Source organism: Ramlibacter sp., assembly GCF_036383835.1.
In the GTDB taxonomy this organism is placed as follows: Bacteria; Pseudomonadota; Gammaproteobacteria; order Burkholderiales; family Burkholderiaceae_C; genus Ramlibacter.
On the sequence record NZ_DASVNN010000101.1, the window covers coordinates 1 to 23,953 of the forward strand.

At 69.7% G+C, this 23,953-nt stretch carries 25 protein-coding genes, 1 pseudogene and 1 riboswitch; of the genes and pseudogenes, 17 read left to right on the forward strand and 9 right to left on the reverse strand.

From position 1 onward, the window contains the following. Positions 1-214: 214 nt before the first annotated feature. Both VF522_RS16360 and VF522_RS16365 read left to right on the forward strand, forming a co-directional pair. Positions 215-706, forward strand: a complete 492-nt coding sequence (locus VF522_RS16360; protein WP_330909353.1) for a cyclic nucleotide-binding domain-containing protein — start codon at positions 215-217, stop codon at positions 704-706. A 125-nt stretch (positions 707-831) separates the two neighbouring features. Next, positions 832-1,590 carry a hypothetical protein gene (locus VF522_RS16365; protein ID WP_330909354.1) on the forward strand — a complete coding sequence of 253 codons (759 nt, stop codon included), beginning with the start codon at positions 832-834 and terminating at the stop codon, positions 1,588-1,590. 86 nt (positions 1,591-1,676) lie between these two features. Here the strand turns inward: VF522_RS16365 and VF522_RS16370 are convergent, their stop codons facing one another. Next, on the reverse strand, positions 1,677-2,231 hold the full coding sequence (locus VF522_RS16370; protein ID WP_330909355.1) for an adenine phosphoribosyltransferase: 555 nt from the start codon (positions 2,229-2,231) through the stop codon (positions 1,677-1,679). A 5-nt stretch (positions 2,232-2,236) separates the two neighbouring features. Beyond that, complete coding sequence (locus VF522_RS16375) at positions 2,237-4,219, reverse strand: cation:proton antiporter (RefSeq protein ID WP_330909356.1); 1,983 nt, start codon at positions 4,217-4,219, stop codon at positions 2,237-2,239. Between the two features lie 47 nt (positions 4,220-4,266). On the opposite strand from VF522_RS16375, the gene VF522_RS16380 reads away from it, so the two are divergent. The 4 genes from VF522_RS16380 (at position 4,267) to VF522_RS16395 (ending at position 7,295) form a co-directional block, all read left to right on the forward strand. Continuing rightward, positions 4,267-5,247 carry a KpsF/GutQ family sugar-phosphate isomerase gene (locus tag VF522_RS16380; RefSeq protein WP_330909357.1) on the forward strand — a complete coding sequence of 327 codons (981 nt, stop codon included), beginning with the start codon at positions 4,267-4,269 and terminating at the stop codon, positions 5,245-5,247. Positions 5,248-5,359: 112 nt separating this feature from the next. After that, positions 5,360-5,902 carry a KdsC family phosphatase gene (locus VF522_RS16385; protein ID WP_330909358.1) on the forward strand — a complete coding sequence of 181 codons (543 nt, stop codon included), beginning with the start codon at positions 5,360-5,362 and terminating at the stop codon, positions 5,900-5,902. Further along, on the forward strand, positions 5,899-6,519 hold the full coding sequence (lptC, locus tag VF522_RS16390) for an LPS export ABC transporter periplasmic protein LptC (RefSeq protein ID WP_330909359.1): 621 nt from the start codon (positions 5,899-5,901) through the stop codon (positions 6,517-6,519). Before VF522_RS16385 ends, lptC begins: the two co-directional genes overlap by 4 nt. Then, positions 6,516-7,295 carry an SDR family oxidoreductase gene (locus tag VF522_RS16395; protein WP_330909360.1) on the forward strand — a complete coding sequence of 260 codons (780 nt, stop codon included), beginning with the start codon at positions 6,516-6,518 and terminating at the stop codon, positions 7,293-7,295. The genes lptC and VF522_RS16395 overlap by 4 nt, the downstream gene beginning before the upstream one ends. Before the next feature lie 127 nt (positions 7,296-7,422). Here VF522_RS16395 and VF522_RS16400 read toward each other — a convergent pair whose 3' ends face one another. The 3 genes and pseudogenes from VF522_RS16400 to VF522_RS16410 form a co-directional block, all read right to left on the reverse strand. Beyond that, positions 7,423-7,944, reverse strand: a complete 522-nt coding sequence (locus VF522_RS16400; RefSeq protein ID WP_330909361.1) for an RNA-binding protein — start codon at positions 7,942-7,944, stop codon at positions 7,423-7,425. A 278-nt stretch (positions 7,945-8,222) separates the two neighbouring features. After that, positions 8,223-8,609: pseudogene (locus VF522_RS16405) on the reverse strand (RNA recognition motif domain-containing protein); the annotation flags it as partial. A 198-nt stretch (positions 8,610-8,807) separates the two neighbouring features. Beyond that, positions 8,808-10,010 (reverse strand): ammonium transporter, encoded by a 1,203-nt coding sequence (locus tag VF522_RS16410; RefSeq protein ID WP_330909362.1) that lies wholly within the window; start codon positions 10,008-10,010, stop codon positions 8,808-8,810. Between the two features lie 120 nt (positions 10,011-10,130). After that, positions 10,131-10,312, forward strand: a riboswitch (yybP-ykoY riboswitch). A gap of 2 nt (positions 10,313-10,314) precedes the next feature. Here VF522_RS16410 and VF522_RS16415 point away from each other — a divergent pair. The 8 genes from VF522_RS16415 (at position 10,315) to otnI (ending at position 17,636) form a co-directional block, all read left to right on the forward strand. Beyond that, positions 10,315-10,881, forward strand: coding sequence for a TMEM165/GDT1 family protein (locus VF522_RS16415; RefSeq protein ID WP_330909363.1), 567 nt, complete (start codon positions 10,315-10,317; stop codon positions 10,879-10,881). A gap of 152 nt (positions 10,882-11,033) precedes the next feature. Further along, a complete protein-coding gene (metX, locus tag VF522_RS16420; RefSeq protein ID WP_330909364.1) occupies positions 11,034-12,212 on the forward strand; it encodes a homoserine O-succinyltransferase MetX in 1,179 nt (392 codons plus the stop codon). Beyond that, positions 12,209-12,793: a methionine biosynthesis protein MetW gene (metW, locus tag VF522_RS16425; protein WP_330909365.1), complete on the forward strand. Its 585-nt coding sequence runs from the start codon at positions 12,209-12,211 to the stop codon at positions 12,791-12,793. The genes metX and metW overlap by 4 nt, the downstream gene beginning before the upstream one ends. Before the next feature lie 203 nt (positions 12,794-12,996). Beyond that, a complete protein-coding gene (locus VF522_RS16430; protein WP_330909366.1) occupies positions 12,997-13,530 on the forward strand; it encodes a chromate resistance protein ChrB domain-containing protein in 534 nt (177 codons plus the stop codon). Further along, complete coding sequence (gene chrA / locus VF522_RS16435) at positions 13,527-14,900, forward strand: chromate efflux transporter (RefSeq protein ID WP_330909367.1); 1,374 nt, start codon at positions 13,527-13,529, stop codon at positions 14,898-14,900. Before VF522_RS16430 ends, chrA begins: the two co-directional genes overlap by 4 nt. Continuing rightward, entirely contained in the window at positions 14,897-15,775 is an 879-nt protein-coding gene (locus VF522_RS16440; RefSeq protein ID WP_330909368.1) for an alpha/beta hydrolase, read from the forward strand. The genes chrA and VF522_RS16440 overlap by 4 nt, the downstream gene beginning before the upstream one ends. Before the next feature lie 13 nt (positions 15,776-15,788). Then, a complete protein-coding gene (gene denD, locus VF522_RS16445; protein WP_330909369.1) occupies positions 15,789-16,799 on the forward strand; it encodes a D-erythronate dehydrogenase in 1,011 nt (336 codons plus the stop codon). 12 nt (positions 16,800-16,811) lie between these two features. Next, on the forward strand, positions 16,812-17,636 hold the full coding sequence (gene otnI, locus VF522_RS16450; protein ID WP_330909370.1) for a 2-oxo-tetronate isomerase: 825 nt from the start codon (positions 16,812-16,814) through the stop codon (positions 17,634-17,636). Here the strand turns inward: otnI and VF522_RS16455 are convergent. Then, positions 17,614-18,081, reverse strand: a complete 468-nt coding sequence (locus VF522_RS16455; protein ID WP_414709545.1) for a DUF421 domain-containing protein — start codon at positions 18,079-18,081, stop codon at positions 17,614-17,616. The genes otnI and VF522_RS16455 overlap by 23 nt on opposite strands. Positions 18,082-18,173: 92 nt before the next feature. Here VF522_RS16455 and VF522_RS16460 point away from each other — a divergent pair, with 92 nt between their 5' ends. Further along, on the forward strand, positions 18,174-18,758 hold the full coding sequence (locus tag VF522_RS16460) for a YigZ family protein (protein WP_330909372.1): 585 nt from the start codon (positions 18,174-18,176) through the stop codon (positions 18,756-18,758). A 102-nt stretch (positions 18,759-18,860) separates the two neighbouring features. Here the strand turns inward: VF522_RS16460 and VF522_RS16465 are convergent, their stop codons facing one another. Beyond that, positions 18,861-19,625, reverse strand: a complete 765-nt coding sequence (locus tag VF522_RS16465; RefSeq protein ID WP_330909373.1) for a DUF72 domain-containing protein — start codon at positions 19,623-19,625, stop codon at positions 18,861-18,863. A gap of 50 nt (positions 19,626-19,675) precedes the next feature. Here VF522_RS16465 and VF522_RS16470 point away from each other — a divergent pair, with 50 nt between their 5' ends. Together VF522_RS16470 and VF522_RS16475 are read left to right on the forward strand one after the other, a co-directional pair. Next, on the forward strand, positions 19,676-21,142 hold the full coding sequence (locus tag VF522_RS16470; RefSeq protein WP_330909374.1) for a M20 family metallopeptidase: 1,467 nt from the start codon (positions 19,676-19,678) through the stop codon (positions 21,140-21,142). 69 nt (positions 21,143-21,211) lie between these two features. After that, positions 21,212-22,060: a lysophospholipase gene (locus VF522_RS16475; RefSeq protein ID WP_330909375.1), complete on the forward strand. Its 849-nt coding sequence runs from the start codon at positions 21,212-21,214 to the stop codon at positions 22,058-22,060. A 95-nt stretch (positions 22,061-22,155) separates the two neighbouring features. On the opposite strand, the gene VF522_RS16480 is transcribed toward VF522_RS16475, so the two are convergent. After that, positions 22,156-22,860: a 16S rRNA (uracil(1498)-N(3))-methyltransferase gene (locus tag VF522_RS16480; protein ID WP_330909376.1), complete on the reverse strand. Its 705-nt coding sequence runs from the start codon at positions 22,858-22,860 to the stop codon at positions 22,156-22,158. Positions 22,861-22,869: 9 nt separating this feature from the next. After that, entirely contained in the window at positions 22,870-23,949 is a 1,080-nt protein-coding gene (locus VF522_RS16485) for an aminoglycoside phosphotransferase family protein (RefSeq protein WP_330909378.1), read from the reverse strand. Positions 23,950-23,953 lie beyond the last annotated feature (4 nt).

Genomic DNA, 23,953 nt, shown 5'->3' on the forward strand with positions numbered 1-23,953 from the left:
CTGGGGTTGCACCCCAGCCTACAAGTCATCCGCTTCGTCGCATCTCGTAGGCTGGGGTGCAACCCCAGCTCGCCCGCCCAGCGCCCGCAACCGCCCGCTCATCCCCACACCCGGTGAGCCGCGCGTTACACCGTCGCGGGCTCTCGTATCTCGTGTAATCCCCCCTCACAAACCCTTGTGAACGCGCGATGGCGCTCGTTACTGTCGAGCCACCATGAACGCACTGCTCCCCACCACCGTCCATTTCGACGTGCAGGGCCTGATCCACGCCTGCGCGCACAACACGACGCGCGACGCCTTCCACCCGACGCTGACGTCCAAGCAGTGGGAAGTGTTCTGCAACTACCTGCAGCCCTTCGCCGTGCGCCAGGGCCAGGTGCTGATCGAACAGAACGCCAGCGACCGCACGGTGTACCTGGTCGAGACCGGCACGCTCACCGTGCATTACGAGGACGACAAGGGCCGCTTGCGGCTCGCATCGGTGGAGGCCGGATCGGCCGTCGGCGAGGGGGCGTTCTTCACCCGGCTGCCGCGCAGCGCGACGGTGCAGGCGGCGAGCGCCTGCAAGCTGTGGTCGCTCAGCCCGATCCGCTTCACCGAACTCACCAACCGGCAGCCCGCGATGGCGGTGGAGGTCGCGATGGCGCTCGGCTCGCTCGTGTCGCGCCGGCTCGCGAACCGTCCCAAGCGCGTTGCGGTCACCTGAACGGCAGCCGCCGTTCGTCCTGCCGCGTGTCACGCCCGTCCGCACGCTCCGGGTGCTTACATCGGGGTTAACAACTGGCCGCCACACTGGCATGCGTTCGATTCCCCAAGCAGTGAAAGACCACCATGTCCTTGTTCGGCTGGTTCTCGTCCCGAAAGAAACACGAACACCACAGCTACATGCCCAGTTCGGGCCTGTCGCGGCTCGAGTCCACCAAACCCGCCAACGCCCACCCCCAGCACGCGTCCAACAACGGGCGCGCCCAGCCGGCCAACCGCAAGCAGGAACGCCTGGAGCGCCGTGAGGTGCTGTACGGCGTCGTGCGCGAGTGCATGACGCGCGCCGGCGTGCTGTCCTCCAGCTACAAGTTCAAGGTGCTGTCGCTCGATTCGCGCGGCCACCAGTTCCTGGTGATGGTGGACCTGGCCTACGGCGGCGGCGCCGACACCAATCGCCTCGCCGAGATCGAGGCGCTGATCGCCCAGTCGGCCAAGCAGCGCTTCGACGTCCTGGTGACGGCGGTGTACTGGCGTGCCAACAACCATGTGGCCGTCGGCGATCCGCTGCATGCGCCGCAGCAGCGCCCGCCGATCTCGCGACCCGCGCCGCTGACGGAAACGCCGGCTCCGCAGGCCGAGATGCGCGTACCGCCGACCCGCAGCGGCCGCGTGGACCCGCTGCAAAAGGAAGAAGTCACCGCCTTCAAGGAGGCGCTGAGCGCCGGCCTGCGCGGCGAAGAGGCGCTGCAGCGCGCCAACCACGGCAAGCCGCAGCCCCACGCGCAGCCGCAAAGCTACACGCTGCTCACCGGCTTCGAGGACACCGAGATGGCCGACGCGTCGTCGGTGGACCTCGGGGGGACGCAGTACGGGGCGCTGCGCTAGGCGTCATTCCCGCGGAGGCGGGAACCCAGGGCATTGAAGCCAGGGCGCAAGCCCTGGATCCCCGCCTCCGTGGGGATGACGAATTCCTAATGCCCCGCGAAATGCACGAAGGTGAACACGTCCAGCCCGCCTTCGCGCAGCCGCTGTGACCCACCGAGCTCCGGCAGGTCGACGATCGCCGCGCCCTCGATCACCGTCGCGCCCAGCTTTTCCAGCAGCTTCTTGCCCGCCATCATGGTGCCGCCGGTGGCGATCAGGTCGTCCACCAGCAGCACGCGCTGGCCGGGCTTGACGGCGTCGGTGTGCAGTTCGACGGTCGCACTGCCGTATTCCAGCTCGTAGGTCTCTTCCACCGTGGTGAAGGGCAGCTTGCCCTTCTTGCGGATCGGCACGAAACCCAGGCCCAGCTCGTAGGCCACCACCGACCCGAGGATGAAGCCGCGCGCGTCCAGGCCGGCCACCACGTCGGGGCGGTTGTTCATGTAGCGGTGCACGAAGGCGTCGATCAGCACGCGGAAGCTGCGCGGGTTCTGCAGCAGCGGCGTGATGTCGCGGAACTGCACGCCCGGCGCCGGCCAGTCGGGCACGGTGCGGATGTTGCGGCGCAGGTAGTCGCTGACGTCGAAGGCGGTGTCGTCCATCTCTCTCATCCCTTGAGCAGGAGCTCCTCGGCCAGCGCCAGCGGTTCGGGCCGGCCGGAAAGGACCAGAGTATCCCCGTCTTCCAGCGCCGGATCGCTGGCCGGGTCGATGATGCGCCCGTTGCTGCGGCGCAGGCTCACGATCCGCACGCCCCGGCCGTCCAGGCGCAGCAGGCTCAATTCGAGCCCCAGCGCGTGCGCGCCCAGCGGCAGCGTGATGGTGGACAGGCGCTCGGCTTCCTGCTCCTTCTCGGTCTCGTCGGTGCCGTGGAAGTAGCCGCGCAGCAGGTTGTAGCGGGCGTCGCGCTGGTCCTGCACGATGCGGATCACGCGCCGCATCGGCACGCCCACCAGCGCCAGCGCGTGGCTGGCCAGCATCAGCGAGCTTTCCAGCGTCTCCGGCACCACCTCGGTGGCGCCGGCCTGCTGCAGCTTCTCCAGGTCGTGGTCGTCCTGCGTGCGCACGATCACCGGCACGTGCGCCGCATGCGAGCGGGCACTGGCCAACACCTTCATCGCGCTGGGCACGTCGAGGTAGGTGATCACCACCGCGCTGGCGCGACCCAGGCCGGCGGCGATCAGCGCCTGCAGGCGCGCGGCGTCGCCGAACACCACGGAGTCGCCGGCGGCGGCGGCCTGCCGCACGCGGTCGGGGTCCAGGTCCAGCGCCATGTAGGGGATGCCTTCCTGTTCCAGCATGCGCGCCAGGTTCTGGCCGCAGCGGCCGTAGCCGCAGATGATCACGTGCTTGCTGGTGTTGATGGCGCGCCGCGCGATGTTGGTCATCTGCAGCGACTGCATCAGCCATTCGCTCGCCACCAGCTTCATCACGATGCGGTTGCTCCACTGGATGATGAAGGGCGTGGCCAGCATCGACAGCACCATGCTGGCGAGGATGGGGTTGATCAGGTGCTGGGGCAGCAGGGTGTGCTCGCGCGCCAGCGTCAGCAGCACGAAGCCGAACTCGCCCGCCTGCGCCAGGTAGAGGCCGGTGCGCAGCGACACGCCGGTGGTGGCGCCGAACAGTTTCGCCAGCGCGGTCACCAGCAGCAGCTTGAACAGCACCGGCGCCGTCACCATCACCAGCACCAGGCCCCAGCGCTCGGCGACCGGCCGCCAGTCCAGCATCATGCCGATGGTGATGAAGAACAGGCCCAGCAGCACGTCGTGGAAGGGGCGGATGTCCGCTTCCACCTGGTGCTTGTATTCGGTCTCGGAGATCAGGATGCCGGCGATGAAGGCGCCCAGCGCCAGCGACAGGCCGGCCAGCTCGGTGAGCCAGGCCAGCCCCAGCGTCACCAGCAGCATGTTCAGCACGAACAGTTCGTCGCTCTTGCGCCGCGCCACCAGCGTGAGCCACCAGCGCATCGCGCGCTGGCCGCCGGCCAGCAGCAGCACGATCAGGCCCGCCGCCTTCACGCTGGCGATGCCGAGCTCGCGCAGCAGCACCTCCGGCGGGCTGCCCAGGGCGGGGATCAGCACCAGCAGCGGCACCACCGCCAGGTCCTGGAACAGCAGCACGCCCATCACGCGCTGGCCGTGCTCGGATTCGAGCTCCAGCCGCTCGGACATCAGCTTCACCACGATCGCGGTGCTGCTCATGGCGAGGGCGCCGGAGAGCGCCAGCGCCGTCTGCCAGCTCATCCTGAGGACGCCGGGCAGCACCACCGCCAGCAGCGCCGCGCCCAGCGTGGCCGGCAGGATCGTCAGCAGCACCTGCGACAGGCCCAGCCCGAACACGTGGGTGCGCATGGCGCGCAGCTTGGGCAGGTTGAATTCCAGCCCGATCACGAACATCAGGAACACCACGCCGAACTCGCCGAGGTGGCGCACGCTGTCGGAGTCGTCGGCCAGGGCCAGCGCGTTGGGCCCGATCACCACGCCGACCACCAGGTAGCCCAGCATGGGGGGCAGCTTCAGGAAGCGGCAAAGCACCACGCCCAGCACCGCGGCCAGCAGGTAGAAAAGCGTCAGCGCAAGTCCCGACATGCCCAGATGCTAGCGTGCAGCCGGGCTGGCCCCGATAAAATCGCCGGATGACCGGCTTCGACCGCACCCGTGCGCTGCGCCTGGCGCAGGAAACCTACGATATCGAGGCCGCCGCGGTGCAAGGCCTGAAGGCCCGTACCGGCCCCGGCTTCGCCGACGCCGTGGAACGCATGCTGACGCTGCGCGGCCGGGTGGTCGTGATGGGCATGGGCAAGAGCGGCCACGTGGGGCGCAAGATCGCCGCCACCCTGGCCTCCACCGGCACGCCGGCCCTGTTCGTGCACCCGGCCGAGGCCAGCCACGGCGACCTGGGCATGATCAAGGCGATCGACCTGGTGCTGGCCATCTCCAACGGCGGCGAAAGCGAAGAGATCACGGTGATCCTGCCGGTGCTCAAGCGCCTGGGCGTGCCGCTGGTCGCCGTGACGGGCAACGCGACGTCCACCCTCGCCCGCCATGCCGACATCGTGCTCGATAGCGGCGTGGAAAAGGAAGCCTGCCCGCTGAACCTGGCGCCGACCGCCAGCACCACGGCGCAGCTCGCGCTGGGCGACGCGCTCGCCGTGGCGCTGCTCGATGCGCGCGGCTTCAAGAGCGAGGATTTCGCCCGCTCGCACCCGGGCGGCGCGCTGGGCCGCAAGCTGCTCACCCACCTGGGCGACGTGATGCGCAAGGACGCCGCCGTGCCGCGCGTCGGCCCGGACACCGCCTTCCCCGACCTGATGCGCGAGATGAGCGCCAAGGGCCTGGGCGCCTCGGCGATCGTCGACGAGACCGGCCGGCCGGTCGGCGTCTTCACCGACGGCGACCTGCGCCGCCTGATCGAGAAGGGCGCCGACCTGCGCGGCATGAAGGCGCGCGACGTGATGCACGCCAATCCCCGCACCATCCGCGACGACGCGCTGGCCGCCGAGGCCGCGCAGCTGATGGAGCAGCACCGGATCACCAGCGTGCTGGTGGTGGACGGCAACGGCCTCCTGGTGGGCGCGATCAACAGCAACGACCTGATGCGGGCGAAGGTGATCTGATGGTTTGCGCTTTTCCGTCATTCCCGCGCAGGCGGGAACCCAGGGTGTTCAAGGCAGGGTGGAAGCCCTGGATCCCCGCCTCCGCGGGGATGACGACAGGGGTGAAGGCGCGATGACCCCGGCCCTCACCTTCCCGCCCGAGCTCCTGCTCGCCGCCCAGGACATCCGCGTCGCCTTCTTCGACGTCGACGGCGTGATGACCGACGGCGGCATCCTCTTTTCCGACGAGGGCGAGACGCTCAAGCGCTTCCACATCCTCGACGGCCTGGGGCTGAAGCTGCTGCAGCGCGCCGGCATCACGCCGGTGGTGATCACCGGCCGCGATTCGAAGCCGCTGCGCAAGCGCCTGGAGGCGCTGGGCGTCACCAACGTGTACTACGGCACCGAGGACAAGCGCCCGGCCGCCGAGAAGACGCTCGCCGCCTTGGGCCTCGACTGGTCGCAGGCCGCCGCCATGGGCGACGACTGGCCCGACCTGCCGGTGCTGCGCCGCGTCGCTTTCGCCGTCGCGCCGCCCCATGCACACATCGAGGTGCGCCACACCGCCCGCTACGTGACGCAGGCCGCGGCCGGCCACGGCGCGGCGCGCGAGTTCTGCGACCTGCTGCTGGTGGCCGCGGGCCGCTATGCGCAGTTGCTGGAGGCTTACCAGTGAAGAAGTTGCGCGGCTTCGGCCGTGCCTTCGACCGCATCACGATCTATCTGCCCGTCATCCTGATGGGCCTGCTGGCGATGGGCACCTACTGGCTGGCGCGCAACACGCCCAGCTTCAGCGCCCCGGGCGTGACGCGCGTGCCCAGCCACGACGCCGACTACTTCCTGCGCGGCTTCTCGGTGAAGGCCTTCGATCCCACCGGACGGCTCAAGAGCGAGATCCGCGGCGCCGAGGCGCGCCACTATCCGGATACCGACACGATGGAGATCGACCAGCCGCACATGCGCCAGTTCAACGAGCGCGGCGCGCTGACGGTGGCGACGGCCAGGCGGGCGATCAGCAATGCCGACGGCTCCGAGGTGCAGCTGATCGGCGATGCGGTGGTGACGCGCGAAGGCGCCGATGCGCAGGGCCGCGCGCAGCCGAAGCTGGAGATCAGCGGCGACTTCCTGCATGCCTTCATGGACCAGGAGCGGGTGAAGTCGCACAAGCCGGTGACGATCAAGCGCGGGACCGACGTGTTCCAGGCCGAGAGCATGGATTACCACAACCTCGATCGCGTGCTGGAACTGCAGGGACGCGTGCGGGGCACGCTGCAGCCGCGCGCCGCGCCATGAGCGTTCGGCAGCCGCTGGTGTTCATCACCGGCGCATCGAGCGGCATCGGCCAGGCGCTGGCCTGGCGCTATCACCAGGCCGGCTGGCGTCTCGCGCTGGTCGCGCGCCGGCGCGACGACATGGCGCAGTGGGCGCAGGCGCAGGGCATCCCCATCGACCAGTGGTGCGTGTACGGCGCCGACGTGGCGGACGTGGAGAGCATCGTCGCGGCGGCGCGGGACTGCATGGCGCGGCAGGGCGTGCCGGATGTGGTGATCGCCAATGCGGGCATCAGCATCGGCGTCGACACCGCCGAGCGCGAAGACCTGGACGTGATGACGCGCATCTACGCCGTCAACAACGTCGGTCTCGCCGCCACCTTCCATCCCTTCCTCGCCTCGATGCGCGCCCGCGGCGGCGGCATCCTGGTGGGCATCGCCAGCGTCGCCGGCATCCGCGGCCTGCCGGGGCATGCGGGGTATTGCTCCAGCAAGGCGGCGGTCATCAGCTATTGCGAGAGCCTGCGCGGCGAACTGCGCGGCACCGGCGTGCGGGTGGTGACCCTCGTGCCGGGCTACGTCGCGACGCCGCTCACCAGCCGCAACCGCTATCCGATGCCATTCCTGATGCAGCCGCGCGAATTCGCCGACCGCGCCTACCAGGCGATCGGCCGCGGCACCCACTACAAGGTGATCCCGTGGCAGATGGGCGTGGTGGCCAGGCTGCTGCGGCTGCTGCCCAATGCGCTGTTCGACCGGGTGATGGCGAAGCAGCCGCGGAAGCATCGCGGGGCTTGAGCCACTCACCCTTGTCATCCCGGGCTTGACCCGGGATCCATGGATTGCGGGTCAAGCCCGCAATGACAAGACACAGAAAGCAAAAAGGCTCCCGAAGGAGCCTTTGTCGTTGCTGCGTGAAGCGCGATCAGTAGTTGCCGCCGCCGCCACCGCCGTAACCACCACCGCCGCCGCCGCCACCACCGCTGCCGCCACGGCCACCGCCGCGCGGGCCCGCGCCGGAGGGGCTGCGGAAGCCGCCGTCCTGGCCGCCACCACCGCCGCCGTAGCCGCCGCCACCACCGGAGCGGCCACCGCCGCCGCCGCCGCCGCCGCCGCCGCCGCCGAAACCACGGCCGCCACCGCCGCCGCCGTAGCCACCACCACCACCACCGCCGCTGCCGAAGCCGCGGGGACGGTTTTCCATCGGACGCGCCTCGTTCACCACGACGCTGCGGCCGCCCATCGGCTGGCCGTTCATGCCCTGGATGGCAGCCTGCGCTTCGGCGTCGCTGCCCATCTCGACGAAACCGAAGCCCTTGGACCGGCCGGTTTCGCGCTCCATCATCACCTTCGCGCTGGTGACTTGGCCGAATTGGCCGAAGGCCTGTTCGAGATCGCTATCGCGCACTTGGTAGGGGAGGTTGCCTACGTACAGTTTGTTGCCCATCTACCGGGACTCCTGAGAAAGAACATGGAACGAAGCGGAGTCCGGAAACGCATTCACGTAGAACGAAGCGAAAGGCCTGTACACCGCGACTCGCGTGCAGAAAACTGCTGACACGCAAATCCATTATGGAGCAGATCATTGGAGGGCTGGCAAGGGGGCCGCACCGGGTCTGGAGAGAAAAATCGACGCCCGGCTGTGGTGAATCCACCATGAAAAAAGGGCCCGTAGGCCCTTTTGTCTACATGCCCGGAGGCAGGAGATCAGTAACGGTCGCGGCCACCGCCGCCGCCGCCGTAACCGCCGCCACCACCACCGCCGCCGAAGCCACGGCCGCCGCCGCCACCACCGCCGCCGAAGCCGCGGCCACCACCGCCGCCGCCGCCGCCGAAGCCGCCGCCGCCGCCACCGGAGCGGGGCTCCATCGGGCGGGCTTCGTTCACGACGAGCGCGCGGCCGCCGTGCTGCTGGCCGTTCAGGCCGGTGATGGCAGCTTGCGCCTCGGCGGCGCTGCCCATCTCGACGAAGCCGAAGCCCTTGGAGCGGCCGGTGTCACGTTCCATCATGACCTTGGCGCTTTGCACGGCGCCGAACTGGCTGAAAGCCTGCTCGAGGTCGCCGTCACGGAAAGTGTAGGGAAGGTTCCCCACGTAGAGTTTGTTGCCCATTCGGGACTCCTGAGAAAAACGCACAAACGCGATGGAGTCCGCAAGACGCAATCAAAACCACGCGAGACCGACAAACACCGCAATCCACAGTCCCGTGGCGGGACCGCAGCCGGGATGATACTAGTGGTTGGACCTCCGTGGTCTACGGGATAGACCGGAGGCCCTACGGTCGCGTCGGTTGCGGCGCCCGCGCCACGCTCACCAGGTGGCTTCGCGCTCCGGCGTCGAGCCGATGCGGTGGATCGCCAGGTCGGCGCCCTCGTATTCTTCCTCGGCCGACAGGCGGATGCCCATGGTCGCCTTGATCAGGCCGTAGACGGCGAAGCCGCCCAGCAGCGCCCAGCCCACGCCCAGCAGGCTGCCGATCAATTGCGCCCCGAGGTTCACCCCGCCGAGCCCGCCGAGCCCCTTCAGGCCGAAGAGGCCCGCCGCGATGCCGCCCCACAGCCCGCACAGGCCGTGCAGCGGCCACACGCCCAGCACGTCGTCGATGCGCCAGCGGTTCTGGGTGAGCGTGAACATCACGACGAAGATCACGCCGGCGCCGCCGCCCACCACGAAGGCGCCCAGCGGGTGCATCAGGTCGCTGCCGGCGCACACCGCCACCAGCCCGGCCAGCGGGCCGTTGTGCACGAAACCGGGGTCGTTGCGGCCGAGGGCGACCGCCGCCAGCGTGCCGCCCGCCATCGCCATCAGCGAATTGACCGCGACCAGGCCCGAGATCTTGTCGATGCTCTGGGCGCTCATCACGTTGAAGCCGAACCAGCCCACGGTGAGGATCCAGGCGCCGAGGGCGAGGAAGGGGATGTTGGAGGGCGGGTGCGCCGAGATCGCGCCGTCCTTGCGGTAGCGGTTGCTGCGCGCCCCCAGCAGGATCACCGCCGGCAGCGCCAGCCAGCCGCCCACCGCGTGGACCACGATGGAGCCGGCGAAGTCGTGGAATTCGTCGCCGGTCAGCGCCTTGATCCAGGCCTGCACGCCGAAGCGCTGGTTCCAGGCGACGCCTTCGAACAGCGGATAGACCAGGCCGACGATCACGGCGGTGGCGAGCAGCTGAGGGCCGAAGCGGGCGCGCTCCGCGATGCCGCCGGAGATGATGGCCGGGATGGCGCCGGCGAAGGTGAGCAGGAAGAAGAACTTCACCAGCTCGTAGCCGTTCCTGGCCACCAGCTGGTCGGCCCCGACCAGGAAGCTGGTGCCGTAGGCCACGCCGTAGCCGACCAGGAAGTAGGCGACCGTCGAAACCGAGAAATCGACCAGGATCTTCACCAGCGCGTTGACCTGGTTCTTCTTGCGCACGGTGCCCAGTTCGAGGAAGGCGAAGCCGGAGTGCATTGCCAGCACCATGACCGCGCCCAGCAGGACGAACAGGACGTCCGAGCCCTGTTTGAGTGCTTCCATTCGTTTTCCTTTGGTGAAAATGCTTGTTGTTGGTGCATTCGGCCCGGATTGGCGGCCTTCGCACCAAAATAAAGCAATAACTGCGCCAAGGATGTGCACATGGCCGGGCAGGTAGAATCCGCAACAGTCATTGGGGAGTAGCCTCCCTTCACCTCGAAAGGGGCCGGCGTCAACAGACTTGGGATCCGTCCCATGGCGCCCGCGGCGCTTCGGCATTTGGCGAGACCTTTGACTGCACAGCCTCCGTTTCAGGCCGGGGATGCCGTGCAGTCAAACGCGTCCTCGTACCGGCCGGAGTGTTCTCATGGAAGCCTTTCTCGTCTCCACCGGCATCGTCGCGCTCGCTGAAATGGGCGACAAGACACAGCTGCTCTCGCTGGTCCTCGCCGCCCGGTTCCGCAAACCCTGGCCCATCGTCCTGGGCATCTTCGCCGCCACCCTGGCCAACCACGCGCTCGCCGGCGCCGCCGGCAGCTGGGTCACGGGCGTGCTCGGCCCGGACGTGCTGCGCTGGGTGCTGGGCGGCTCCTTCATCGCGATGGCACTCTGGATGCTGATCCCCGACAAGCTGGACGAGGGCGACGCCAGCACGGCTCCGCGCTTCGGCGTGTTCGGCACCACCCTGCTCGCCTTCTTCCTGGCCGAGATGGGCGACAAGACGCAGGTCGCCACCGTGATGCTGGCCGCGCAGTTCAACGCCTGGGCCGCGGTGGTCGCGGGCACGACGCTGGGCATGATGCTGGCCAACGCGCCGGTGGTGTGGTTCGGCGATCGCATCACGCGCAAGGTGCCGATCAAGGCGGTGCACACGATCGGCGCGTTGGTGTTCCTGGTGCTGGGGGTTCTCTCCTTGTTGTCATCCCGGGCTTGACCCGGGATCCATGGATTGCGGGTCAAGCCCGCAATGACAATCCCCTATACTTCTTCCACAGCGCCGATTTGCCTCGCTTGCGGGCGCTCAATAAATGCCGCTAAAGACAGGCCGGACCCGGCCCGCTTCAGCGGTCCGGGTTTTTCTTTTTCATGACGCTGATCGCCACGCCTCGGTCCATGTCCTTCGACGCGCCGCTTGCACTGCAAAGCGGCGCCTCGATCCGTGGCTACTCGCTGGCCTACGAAACCTACGGCACGCTCAACGCCGATCGCAGCAACGCGGTGCTGATCTGCCATGCGCTCAACGCCTCGCACCACGTGGCGGGCGTCTATGCCGGCCAGGAGAACTCCGAAGGCTGGTGGGACACCATGATCGGCCCCGGCAAGCCGGTGGACACCGACCGCTTCTTCGTCATCGGCGTCAACAACCTCGGCTCCTGCTTCGGCTCCACCGGCCCGATGCACGTCAACCCGGACACGGGGCGCGTGTACGGCGCCGACTTCCCGGTCGTGACGGTGGAGGACTGGGTCGACGCGCAGGCCCGGCTGCTCGACGGCCTCGGCATCGCGAGGCTGGCGGCAGTGATGGGCGGCAGCCTGGGCGGCATGCAGGCGCTGTCGTGGACGCTGCAGTATCCGGAGCGCGTCGCGCATGCGGTGGTGGTGGCGAGCGCGCCCAACCTGACGGCGGAGAACATCGCCTTCAACGAGGTCGCGCGCCGGGCGATCGTCACCGATCCCGATTTCCACGGGGGCCACTTCTACCGGCACGGCGTGGTGCCCAAGCGCGGCCTGCGCATCGCGCGCATGGTGGGCCACATCACGTATCTCTCCGACGACGTGATGAACGAGAAATTCGGCCGCCAGCTGCGCAACGGACTGGAGCTGGCCTATACGACGCAGGACATCGAGTTCCAGATCGAGAGCTACCTGCGCTACCAGGGCGACAAGTTCAGCGAGTACTTCGACGCCAACACGTATCTCCTGATCACGCGGGCGCTGGACTACTTCGATCCGGCGCGGCGGCACGACGGCAATCTCGCGAAGGCGTTGTCCATCGCCGCCGCGAAGTTCCTGCTGGTGAGCTTCACCACCGACTGGCGCTTCTCGCCGGCGCGCAGCCGCGAGATCGTCAAGGCGCTCCTGGACAACCGCCGCGACGTGAGCTACGCCGAGATCGACGCGCCGCACGGCCACGACGCCTTCCTGCTGGAGGACGCGCGCTACCTCGGGGTGGTGCGCTCCTACTTCGATCGCATCACGCAGGAACTGGCGGTGGCTGCTCCGGCGCGTGAAGTGCGCGAACTGCCCGCGGGAGCCGTGCTGTGACCGATCGAACCACCCTCCAGACCATCGCGCGCCTGGTGCCCCAAGGTTCGCGCGTGCTCGACCTCGGCTGCGGCGACGGCGCCTTGCTGGACCTGCTGCAGCGCGAGCGCGGCTGCACCGGCTACGGCATCGAGATCGCCGACGACAACGTGCTGGCCTGCGTGAAGCGCGGCGTCAGCGTGATCCAGCTCAACCTCGACCAGGGGCTGTCGATCTTCGAGGACGACTCCTTCGACGTGGTGCTGCAGATCGACACGCTGCAGCACCTGCGCAATGCCGAGACCATGCTGCGCGAGACGGCGCGCATCGGCAAGCTGGGCGTCGTCACCTTCCCGAACTTCGCGCATTGGCCCAATCGCCTCTCGGTCGCGCGTGGGCGCATGCCCGTGACCAAGCGGCTGCCCTACCAGTGGTACGACACGCCCAACATCCGCGTCGGGACCTTCAAGGACTTCGAGGTGCTGGCGACCAAGAACCGGCTGACGATCCTGGAGTCGTTCGGCTTGCAGGATGGCCGCGCGCGGCGCTTTTTGCCGAATCTCACTGCTTCGACCGCGGTCTTCAAGTTCGAGCGGGGCTAGTTCGTCATTCCCGCGGAGGCGGGAATCCAGGGCTTCCGGATCCTGGATGCCCTGGGCCCCCGCCTGCGCGGGGGTGACGGATCCGGATTTTGCTTTCGCCCTTCCCGTGGACTAACATTCCACGCATCGGGAAAACAGCCTCCCGGTCCCTTCGGAAAGACGGTGTCCCGTCCAAGCGCTGGCAAACTCGCATGGAGTTTTCCGTGGACACCGAACTGCATCCCCGTTTTCCCGTTCCGTTCAAGCTGCGCCCCGACCTGGGCGTCACCGGCGATCGCCCCTCGCGCTGGATCACGCGGGCCCGGCCCAAGATCGACCGCATCGCCTGTCCCTGGTTGATCCAGCGCTTCGTCGATCCGCAGGCGCAGTTCCTCTACGTGCCGACTGCACAGGTGTTCAGCGAAGCGAAGAAACTGGAAGCGGTGCCCTACGACATCGAGGGCGCGCCCATCACCCATCAATGGGAACGGTGCAGCTTCGACGCGCTGATCGCCGCCTTCGAACTGCACGATCCGGCGCTCGACATGCTCGCCACCATCGTGCGCGGCGCCGACACTTCGCGCCCCGCGCTCGCGCCGCAGTGTGCCGGCCTGCTCGCCATCTCGCTGGGCATGGCGCGGCTGCATGCCGACGACCACGCGATGCTGCAGGCGACGCTGCCGGTCTACGATGCGCTGTACGCCTGGTGCCGCGAGGCGCAAGGCGAGACCCACACCTGGAAGGCCCACGCGGCATGAGCGCCATCCCCGCCACCCCCCTGGCGTCCTCGTCCCCCGTGACGTTCGGCGAGGCCCTGCGCTTCTGGCTCAAGCTCGGCTTCATCAGCTTCGGCGGGCCCGCCGGGCAGATCGCGATCATGCACCGCGAGCTGGTGGAGCAGAAGCGCTGGATCTCGGAGCGGCGCTTCCTGCATGCGCTGAACTACTGCATGCTGCTGCCCGGCCCCGAGGCGCAGCAGCTCGCCACCTACATCGGCTGGCTGATGCACCGCACCTGGGGCGGCGTGGTGGCGGGCGCGCTGTTCGTGCTGCCCTCGCTGGCGATCCTGGTCGCGCTCAGCTGGATCTACGTCGCCTTCGGCCAGGTGGACTGGGTGGCGGGGCTCTTCTACGGCATCAAGCCCGCGGTGGCGGCGATCGTGCTGCATGCGGTGTGGCGCATCGGCAGCCGCACGCTGCGGCATCCGGCGAAGGTGCCGATCCTGTGGACCATCGCGGTGGCGAGCTTCGTGGGCATCGCCTTCCTCCACGTGCCCTTCCCCGCGATCGTGGTCGCGGCGGCGCTGACCGGGTGGATCGGAGCGCGCTTCGCGCCGGCGCAGTTCACGCCCGCCGGCGGGCATGGCGCGGCCGACAAGACCTGGGGCCCGGCGCTGATCGACGACCACACGCCGACGCCGCAACATGCGCTGTTCCGCAAGTCGCGGCTGGCGCAAGTCGTGGCCGTCGGTGCCTTGCTGTGGGCGGTTCCGATGGCGCTGCTGGTGGCCGCGCAGGGCTGGGAGGGCACCCTGGCGCAGATGGGATGGTTCTTCACCAAGGCGGCGATGCTCACCTTCGGCGGCGCCTATGCGGTGCTGCCCTATGTGTACCAGGGCGCGGTGGAGCACTACCAGTGGCTCACCGGGCCGCAGATGATCGACGGCCTGGCGCTGGGCGAGACCACGCCGGGGCCGCTGATCATGGTGGTGGCCTTCGTCGGCTTCGTCGGCGGCTGGACGCGCCAGGTGCTGGGGCCCGACGCGCTGTTTCTCGGCGCGGCGCTGGCGGCGACCGTCGTCACCTGGTTCACCTTCCTGCCCTCGTTCCTGTTCATCCTCGCCGGCGGGCCGCTGGTGGAATCGACGCACGGGCAGCTGAAGTTCACCGCGCCGCTCACGGCGATCACGGCGGCGGTCGTCGGCGTGATCGCGACGCTGGCGCTGTTCTTCCTCGTGCACATCGCGACGGCGGCGCCCACGCTTGGGCTCCCGGTGGACGCCGTGGCGCTGGCGATCGCGGCCGTTGCGGCGGTCGCCCTGTTCCGCTTCAAGGCCGGCGTGATCCCGGTGATCGCGGGCTGCGCCCTGCTGGGCATGGTGCTGCGCCTCACCGGAGTTTCCGCATGAAGTTCGTAGACACGCCGCGGCTGCGCATCGGCTACGAGGAATGGAACGCCGGCGCGCCGCGCACGGTGGTGTTGCTGCACGGCTGGCCGGACAGCGTGCGCTGCTGGGCGCGGGTCGCGCCGGTGCTGGCGCAGGCGGGCTGGCACGTGCTCGCGCCCGCCCTGCGCGGCTACGCGCCCACCACCTTCCGCGATGCGCGCACGCCGCGCAGCGGCCAGCTCGCCGCCCTGGGACGCGATGTGCTGGAGTTCGTCGATGCCCTGCAATTGCAGCGTCCGGCGCTGGTCGGCCACGACTGGGGTGCCCGCGCCGCGGCGAATGCCTGCGGCCTGCGTCCCGGCGTCTCCAGCCATCTCGCGCTGCTGTCGGTGGGCTACGGCACCAACGTCGCCTCGCAGGTGCTGCCGCTGGAGCAGGCGCGCCTGTACTGGTACCACTGGTACCTGGCCACCGCGCACGGCGAGCGCTCGCTGCGCGCCGACCGCCGCGCCTTCTGCCGCCACATGTGGGACACCTGGGCGCCCGCCGGCTGGTACGACCCGCAGGAGTTCGAGCGCACGGCCGACGCCTTCGACTCCGAGGACTGGGTCGACGTCGTCCTGCACTCCTACCGGCACCGTTGGGGCCATGCCGAAGGCGACCCGCACTACGCTGGCGACGAGGCCGCGCTGCAGCCCGCGCCGGTGCTCGACGTGCCGACCCTCGTGCTGCACGGCGCCGTCGATGGGGTGAATCCCCCGGCGAGCTCGGAAGGGAAAGAGCGATACTTCCGTGCACGCTACGAGCGCCGCCTGCTGCCAGGCGTGGGCCATTTCCCGCAGCGCGAGGCGCCGGCCGAGGTGGCCGCCGCCCTGCTGGCGTTCCTGCAAGCCTGAAGGACCTGAAGCAATGAACATCGTCATCACCGGTGGCGCCGGTTTCCTCGGCGCCCGCCTCGCGCGCGCCCTGCTCGCCCGCGGCACCTTTTCCCTGCGCGGCGCACCCGCGCGGCCGATCCAGCAGATCGTGCTGGCCGACCTCGGCCCGGCGCCCGCCGACCTCGCCGCCGATCCGCGCGTGCGCTCGGTGCAGGGCGACCTGCTGTCGCTGGTGGAGAGCCGCGACGTGCCGGCCGCGGGCACCGACGCCGTGTTCCACCTCGCCGCCGCGGTCAGCGGCGAATGCGAGGCGGACTTCGACCTCGGCATGCGCAGCAACGTGGACACCACGCGCGCGCTGCTGCAAGCCTGCCGCGCGCAGGGCAGCACGCCGGTGTTCGTGTTCGCCAGCTCGGTGGGCGTGTTCGGCCGCCGCCCCGGCGACGGCCCCCTGGGCACGATCGCCGACGACACGCTGCCGACGCCGCAGGGCAGCTACGGCATCCAGAAGTTCATCTGCGAACAGCTGGTGGCCGACTACTCGCGCAAGGGCTTCGTCGCCGGCCGCACGGTGCGGCCGATGACCGTGGCGGTGCGCCCGGGCCGCCCCAACGGCGCGGCCTCCAGCTTCTTCAGCGGCATGATCCGCGAGCCGCTCAAGGGCGAACGCGCCCGGGTGCCGGTGCCCGCCGACACGCCGGCGGCGCTCGCCTCGCCCACCAGCACCATCGAAGGCTTCCTGCGCGCCGCCGAAGCGAGCGACGAGCAGTGGGGCCACCGCACCGCCGTCAACCTGCCTTCGCTGCGCACCACCGTGGGCGAGATGGCACAGGCGCTGGAGAAGGTCGCCGGCAAGGAAGCCACCGCGCTGCTGGACTGGTCGCCCGATCCGGCGATCGAGAAGCTGGTGCGCAGCTGGCCGGGCGACGTCGCCTGGGAGCGCGCCCGCGGGCTGGGCCTGAAGGCCGATCCGGATTTCGAATCCATCGTGCGCGCCTACATCGCCGAGAACGCCGATGCCGTGCGCCTGAAGGTGCGCTGAGGAAGGAAGACCATGCCGCGTTTCGCCGCCAACCTGTCGATGCTCTATCCCGAGCACGACTTCCTCGAGCGCTTCGCCGCCGCCGCGCGCGACGGCTTCCAGGGCGTCGAGTACCTGTTCCCCTACGAGCACGAGCCGCGCGAGCTGGCGGCGCGGCTGCGCGACAACGGCCTGCAGCAGGTGCTGTTCAACGCCCCGCCCGGCGACTGGGCCGGCGGCGAACGCGGCCTGGCCTGCCTGCCCGGGCGCGAGGAGGAGTTCCGCGCCGGGATCGCCAAGGCGCTGCAGTACGCGGAAGCCCTGTCCTGCCCGCGCGTGCACGTGATGGCGGGCCTGGTGCCCGAAGGACGGGAGCGCGCCGAGCTGCGCTCCACCTACGTGAGCAACATCCGTTGGGCCGCGCGCGAGGCGGCCAAGCAGGGCGTGAACGTGCTGCTGGAGCCGATCAACACCCGCGACATCCCTCGCTTCTTCCTCAATCGCCAGGACCACGCGCACGAACTGCTCGCGGAGATCGGCGCGCTCAACGTGCAGGTGCAGTTCGACCTGTACCACTGCCAGATCGTCGAAGGCGACGTGGCGATGAAGATCCGCCAGTACCTGCCGACCGGCCGCGTGGGCCACTTCCAGATCGCGGGCGTGCCGCAGCGGCACGAGCCGGATCTCGGCGAGCTGAACTACGGCTACCTGTTCGGCGTGATCGACGAGGTGTCGGCGGCCTGCGGATGGCAGGGCTGGGTGGGTTGCGAGTACCGGCCCGCGCGCGGCGCCCAGGCCGGCGGCACCAGCGAGGGATTGGGCTGGCTGCGGCGCCTCAACCCCGCTGCCGCTTCATGATGTTGATGTTGCCGTCGGACTCGAGGATGGCCATGCGCATGTCCTCGAGGTCGCAGTCGGCATGGCGCAGCGCCTTTTCCACGTCCGCTTCCGGCACGCGCTCGCGCCGCAGCACGTCCTTGTAGATCACGCCGTCGCGGCCGATCAGCACGGGATTGCCCTCCAGCGCCGCGCCCAGCTTCCGGTTGCGCGAGGTGGCGGCCGCGATGGCGAAGTCCACGAGCACCAGCGTGGCCGCGACGATGAGGCCGCCCGGCAGCGATGCGTCCTGGGCGGTCAGGGAGCCGCTCACCGACTCGGACAGCAGCATCACGACGATCAGGTCGAAAGGCGTGAACTGGCCCACGGTCCGCTTGCCGCTGAGGCGCACCATCACGAGCAGCAGCACGTACACCACGGTGGCACGCACCATGAATTCCCACCAGGGCACCTGCATGTCGAACATCTTGTTCTCCCAGTCCTTGTGAGCGCAGTGGATCACCGATCCTGGCTCGACCGTGTCGGACGGCGGCGGCATGCCGTGTGCGGAGGCCTTCCGTGGCGCTGACCCTCGCGCATCCCGTCCACAGCGAGCTCCTCATCAAGAAGAGCCGTTTCCTCGGCTGCGTGCAGCCGGTGGCCGGCCGCGCTGAAGCGCTCGCGGTCGTGGAAGGCTTGCGCGCGCAACATCCAGCCGCCGCCCACGTGTGCTGGGCGCTGCTCGCGGGCGGCCAGTCGGCCGCCAACGACGACGGCGAACCGGGCGGCACCGCCGGCCGGCCCATGCTGGAAGTGCTGCGGCACCAGCAGCTCGAAGGCGTGCTGGCGACCGTGGTGCGCTATTTCGGCGGGGTGAAGCTGGGAGCGGGCGGACTGGTGCGCGCCTACACCGACGCGGTGGCGCAGGCGCTGCTGCGCGCGCAGAAAGTGGAGCTGCAGCGGATGGTGACGCTGCGGTGCCGGGTGCCGTATGCGCTGGAGGGGCCGGTGCGCAGGGAGTTGCAGGCGGCGGGGGCGGTGCTTGCGGAAGCGAGGCACGATGCGCAGGTGGACGTGGCGTTCACTGTCGCGGAGAACGCCGCGCCGGCATTGCGATCGCGATTGAACGACCTCGGCCAAGGGATGTTGGCCTGGCTCCCGTAGGGCGGTGGTGAGCGCCGAAGGCCGAACCCCGCCGCTTCGCGGCGCGTCGGGGTTCGCGCTGCGCGGCTCACCGCCGACCTACGCAATCCCGCATCGCCGGTATCACCCCGGCGCCGCCCACCCCGCCTGCTTCAAAAATTCCTGCGCCGCCGCCGGCGCCCGCTCCTTCGCGCCGTTGATGAAGAACACGAACACTTCCTTGTCCCCGCCCATCCCGGCCCACTCGTTCGCCGCCTGCACCCAGCGCGCGATCTCCGCGGGCGGATAGCCCGTCGCGCAGTCCGCTTCGCTGCGCATCAGGCGCAGGTAGGCCAGGCCGCTGCCCGCATTCGGGATCGAAGGAAACTTCTCCGAGTCCGTGTACACCGTGGTCGCCCCGTGCCGCGCGAGCAGTTCCAGGTACTCCTCGGACGCGAAGCTGGGATGCCGCACGTCCATCACGTGGCGCAGCGGCCGGCCCTGCACCTCGCGCGGCAGCAGCTTCAGGAAGGCTTCCAGGTCCTCGCGGTTGAACTGCGCCGTCGGCATCAGCTGCCACACGATCGGCCCGAGCTTGTCGCCCAGCTCCGCGAGGCCGCTGCCGACGAAGCGCTGGATACCCTCCTCCGCACTCGCCAGCTGGCGCCGGTGCGTGGTGAAGCGGTGCGCCTTCAGCGAGAAGACGAAACCTTCGGGCGACTCGTCGCGCCACTTGGCGAAGGTGGACGGCTGGAAGGTGCTGTAGAAGGTGCCGTTGACCTCGATCGCGCTCAGGTGGCGGCTGGCGTAGTGCAGCTCCCGGTTCTGCGGCAGGCCGGACGGATAGAAGTTGTTGCGCCAGGGTTCGAAGGTCCAGCCTCCGACACCCACGTGGATGCGTGGATTCATGGGGACGCGTACAGTGGGGGGAACCGCATTCTCGACCGGAATCCTGACTCATGAACGCTCCCCGCGACATCCCCGCCACCCTGCTCGACAGTGCTGCCGTGCTGGACCAGGTCACGCGCCAGTGGGACAGCGACATCGTGCGCCAGCTCACCGACTACATCGCGATCCCGGCCAAGTCGCCCGGCTTCGATCCCGACTGGGCGAAGCACGGCTACATCGACACGGTGCTGCGCAACGCCGCGCAGTGGGTGGAAGCGCAGAAGGTGCCCGGCCTGAAGCTGGAAGTCGTGCGGATGGAAGGCCGCACGCCGGTGCTGTTCTTCGAGGTGGAGGGCACCAGGGCCGATGCGAAGCAGACCGTGCTGATGTACGGCCACCTGGACAAGCAGCCGGAGTTCACCGGCTGGCGCAACGACCTCGGCCCGTGGACGCCCAAGTACGAGGACGGCAAGCTCTACGGCCGCGGCGGCGCCGACGACGGCTACGCGGTGTACGCCAGCATCGCCGCGGTGCAGGCGCTCAAGGCGCAGGGCAAGCCGCATCCGCGCATCGTGGGCCTGATCGAGACCTGCGAGGAATCCGGCTCCTACGACCTGCTGCCCTACGTCGACGCGCTGCGTTCGCGCCTGGGCGACGTCGGCCTGGTGATCTGCCTCGACTCGGGCGCCGGCAACTACGACCAGCTGTGGCTCACCACCTCGCTGCGCGGCCTGGCCGGCGGCACGCTGAAGGTCCAGATCCTCACCGAGGGCATCCACTCCGGCGACGCCTCGGGCCTGGTGCCTTCGAGCTTCCGCATCATGCGGCAGGTGCTCGACCGGCTGGAAGACAGCAAGACCGGCCGCCTTTTGCCGCAAAGCTTCCACTGCGAAGTGCCGGCCGAGCGCCTGGCGCAGGCGAAGGCCACCGCCGCCATCCTGGGCGACGAGGTCTACAAGCGCTTCCCCTGGGCCCACGCCGATTGCGGCGGCTCCACGGCGTTCGCCCTGCCCACCACCACCGACCCGGTCGAGGCCCTGGTCAACCGCACCTGGAAGCCGACGCTGTCGGTCACCGGCGCCGAGGGCTTCCCGGCGCTGCGGGATGCCGGCAACGTGCTGCGGCCCTACACCGCCTTCAAGCTGTCGCTGCGCCTGCCGCCCCTGGTCGACGCCGCGGCGGCGGTGCGGGAGCTCAAGACCCTGCTGGAGGACAACGCGCCCTACCAGGCGGTGGTGACCTTCGATGCGAACGGCGCCGCCTCCGGCTGGAACGCGCCGGGCACCGCGCCGTGGTTCGAGCGGGCCCTGAATGCCGCCTCGCAGGCGCACTTCGGCGCGCCGGTCGGCTACATCGGCCAGGGCGGCACCATTCCGCTGATGAATATGCTGAGCCAGGGCTTCCCGACGGCGCAGATGATGGTCTGCGGCGTGCTCGGTCCGCGCAGCAACGCGCACGGCCCCAACGAATTCCTGCACGTGCCCTATGCCAAGCGGCTGACCGCGGCGGTCGCCGAAGTCATGGCGCAGATGCCTTAGGGCACCGGCCGGGCATCCCCGCCAAATAGGTCATTGACACCTCGTCCGGCGCGGCCATGATCCGCACCGATGAGCCAGAGCCCGGGAGAGACCACCCTCTCCACCTTCACCGCCTCCGACGGCGACAACCTCGCCGTGCAGGATTGGCACCTGCCGGAGGAGGTGACGCCGCGCGCCACCGTGCTGGTGGTGCATGGCCTGGGCGAGCACGGCCACCGCTACGACGCTTTCGCCCGCCAGCTCAATGGCTGGGGCTTCGCGGTGCGCAGCTACGACCAGTACGGCCACGGCGATTCCGGCGGCCTGCGCGGCGGCCTGCCCCAGAGCGCGCGCCTGATCGACGACCTCGCGGACCTGGTGGAAGCCACGCGCAACCGCACGCCGGGCATCCCGCTGGTCCTGTTCGGGCACAGCATGGGCGGGGTGGTGGCCGCGAGCTTCGTCGCCCGCGGCATGCGGCCGATCGACGCACTGGTGCTGTCCTCGCCGGCGCTGGCCACGCGCCTGACGCCGCTGCAGAAGCTGCTGATGAACGTGGTGCCGCGCGTCGCGCCCAACCTGGCGGTGGGCAACGGTCTGGACCCCGAATTCCTCTCGCACGATCCGCAGGTGGTGGCGGCCTACCGGCGCGACCCGCGCGTGCACGACCGCGTCACGGGCCGGCTGGCGCGCTTCATCCAGGACGAAGGCGAGCGCGTGCGTGCCGTCGCGCCGCAGTGGAACATGCCGACGCTGCTGCTCTATGCCGGCGACGACCGCCTCGTCGACCCCGCCGGCAGCCGTGAGTTCGCGGACCGGGCACCGAAGACTGTCGTCACCTCGACCTGCTTTCCCGAAATGTGGCACGAGATCTTCAACGAGCGCGACGCCGGGGCGGTGTACGCGGAGTTGAAGCAGTGGCTGGACACGCAGTTCTAGGGGGCCGAGTTTCGTCGTTCCGTAGGGTGGGCAAGCTGGCTTGCCCACCGCTCCCTCGCCGGGCGCCGATGGTGGGCAAGCGAAGCTTGCCCACCCTACTCCCCCATCGTCAGCGCCGCCAGCGCCGCCAGCGGCGCCGTCTCGGCGCGCAGCACCCGCGGGCCCAGCGTCACCGCCTGCCAGCCCGCGGCGAGCGCCGCTTCCTCTTCTGCCGGCGTGAGGCCGCCTTCGGGTCCGTTCAGGAAGGTCAGCGGCTGGCCGGAAGCCTCCCGCTGCAGCGGCCGTGCGCCCAGCGCCAGCGAAAGCACGTAGCCGGGCCCGGAGGCCTTCAGCCATTCGCGCAGGCCCTGCGCCGCGCGCACCTCGGGAACGCGGTTGCGCCCGCACTGCTCGCACGCCGCCACCGCGATCGCCTGCCAGTGCGCCTGCTTCTTCTGCGCCCGCTCGCCCGCCAGCCGCACGATGCTGCGCTCGGCCACCAGCGGCTGGATGCTCGCCGCGCCCAGCTCGGTCGCCTTTTCGACCAGCCAGTCCATGCGCTCGTTGGCCGGCATGCCGACGGCCAGGTGGATCGCCCGCCGCGCCTCGCGCTCGATGGCGTGGTGCGCGCCCACCTGCACCCGCACGTCGCTGCGGCCCATCTGCTCGACCACGGCTTCGTACTCGCCGCCGGCGCCGTCGAACAGGGTCAGCGCATCACCCGGCTGCAGCCGCAGCACCTGCACGTGGCGCGCCGCGCCGGCGGGGAGCGCCAGGCTCGCGCCGCTTCGCAGGGGCTCCTCGCAGAACAGGCGCGGCACGGCGGCGCTTCAGAGGCGGCCGAAGGCGTAGCCGGAGACCGCGTCGCTGCCCTCGACCTCGTCGACCAGGCGCGCCAGCGGCGCCAGCTCGCGGTAGCGGCCGGCCGCGTGGCGGATGTAGCCGATGAAGCGCGGCGCGTCGGCCAGGTACTTCGGCTTGCCGTCGCGCAGCGTCAGGCGCGCGAAGATGCCGGCCACCTTCAGGTGCCGCTGCAGGCCCATCCATTCGACGGCGCGGTAGAACTCGCCGAAGTCGGCGTCCACCGGCAGGCCCGCCTTGAGGGCCTTCTCCCAGTAGCGCACGGTGATGTCGAGCACGAACTCCTCGTCCCAGGACAGGAAGGCGTCGCGCATCAGGCAGGCGATGTCGTAGGTGACCGGGCCGTACACCGCGTCCTGGAAGTCGAGCACGCCCAGCCGCGGTTCGGCCGGATCGCGCGGGATCATCAGGTTGCGCGGCATGAAGTCGCGGTGCACGTAGACACTGGGCGAAGCCAGGTTGCGCTGCATGATCAGCTGGAACTGCGCATCCAGCGTCTCGCGCTTCTTGCCTTCCAGCACGATGCCGCGGTGCTTTTGCAGGTACCAGTCGGGAAAGAGCGACAGTTCGCGCGCCAGCAGTGCCTGGTCGTAGGGCGGCAGCACCCCGGGCTTCGAGGCCAGCTGCCAGGCGATCAGCGCGTCGATCGCCTGCGTGTAAAGCGCCTGGCTGGCCGCCGGGTCGGCGGCATCGACCACCTCGATCATCGTCTGCGTGCCCAGATCGTCCAGCAGCATGAAGCCCTGGGGCGCGTCCCAGTCGAGGATGCGCGGCACGTTCAGCCCGGCCTCGGCCATCAGTCCGGCGACCTTCACGAAGGGCGCGCAGTCCTCGCGCTCGGGCGGGGCGTCCATGATGACGTAGCTGCGGCCGCCGCCGCCGTCGACGCGGAGGTAGCGGCGGAAACTGGCATCGGCCGACGCCGGGCGGACCGTCGCCGGCTGCAACTGGTGCGCGGGGGCGACGCGGGCGAGCCACGCGTGGAAGGCGGCTTCGCGCCGGGAGTCGCTCCAGGCGACCATGGAAGAGGAAGACGCGGAATCGCTCATGGAT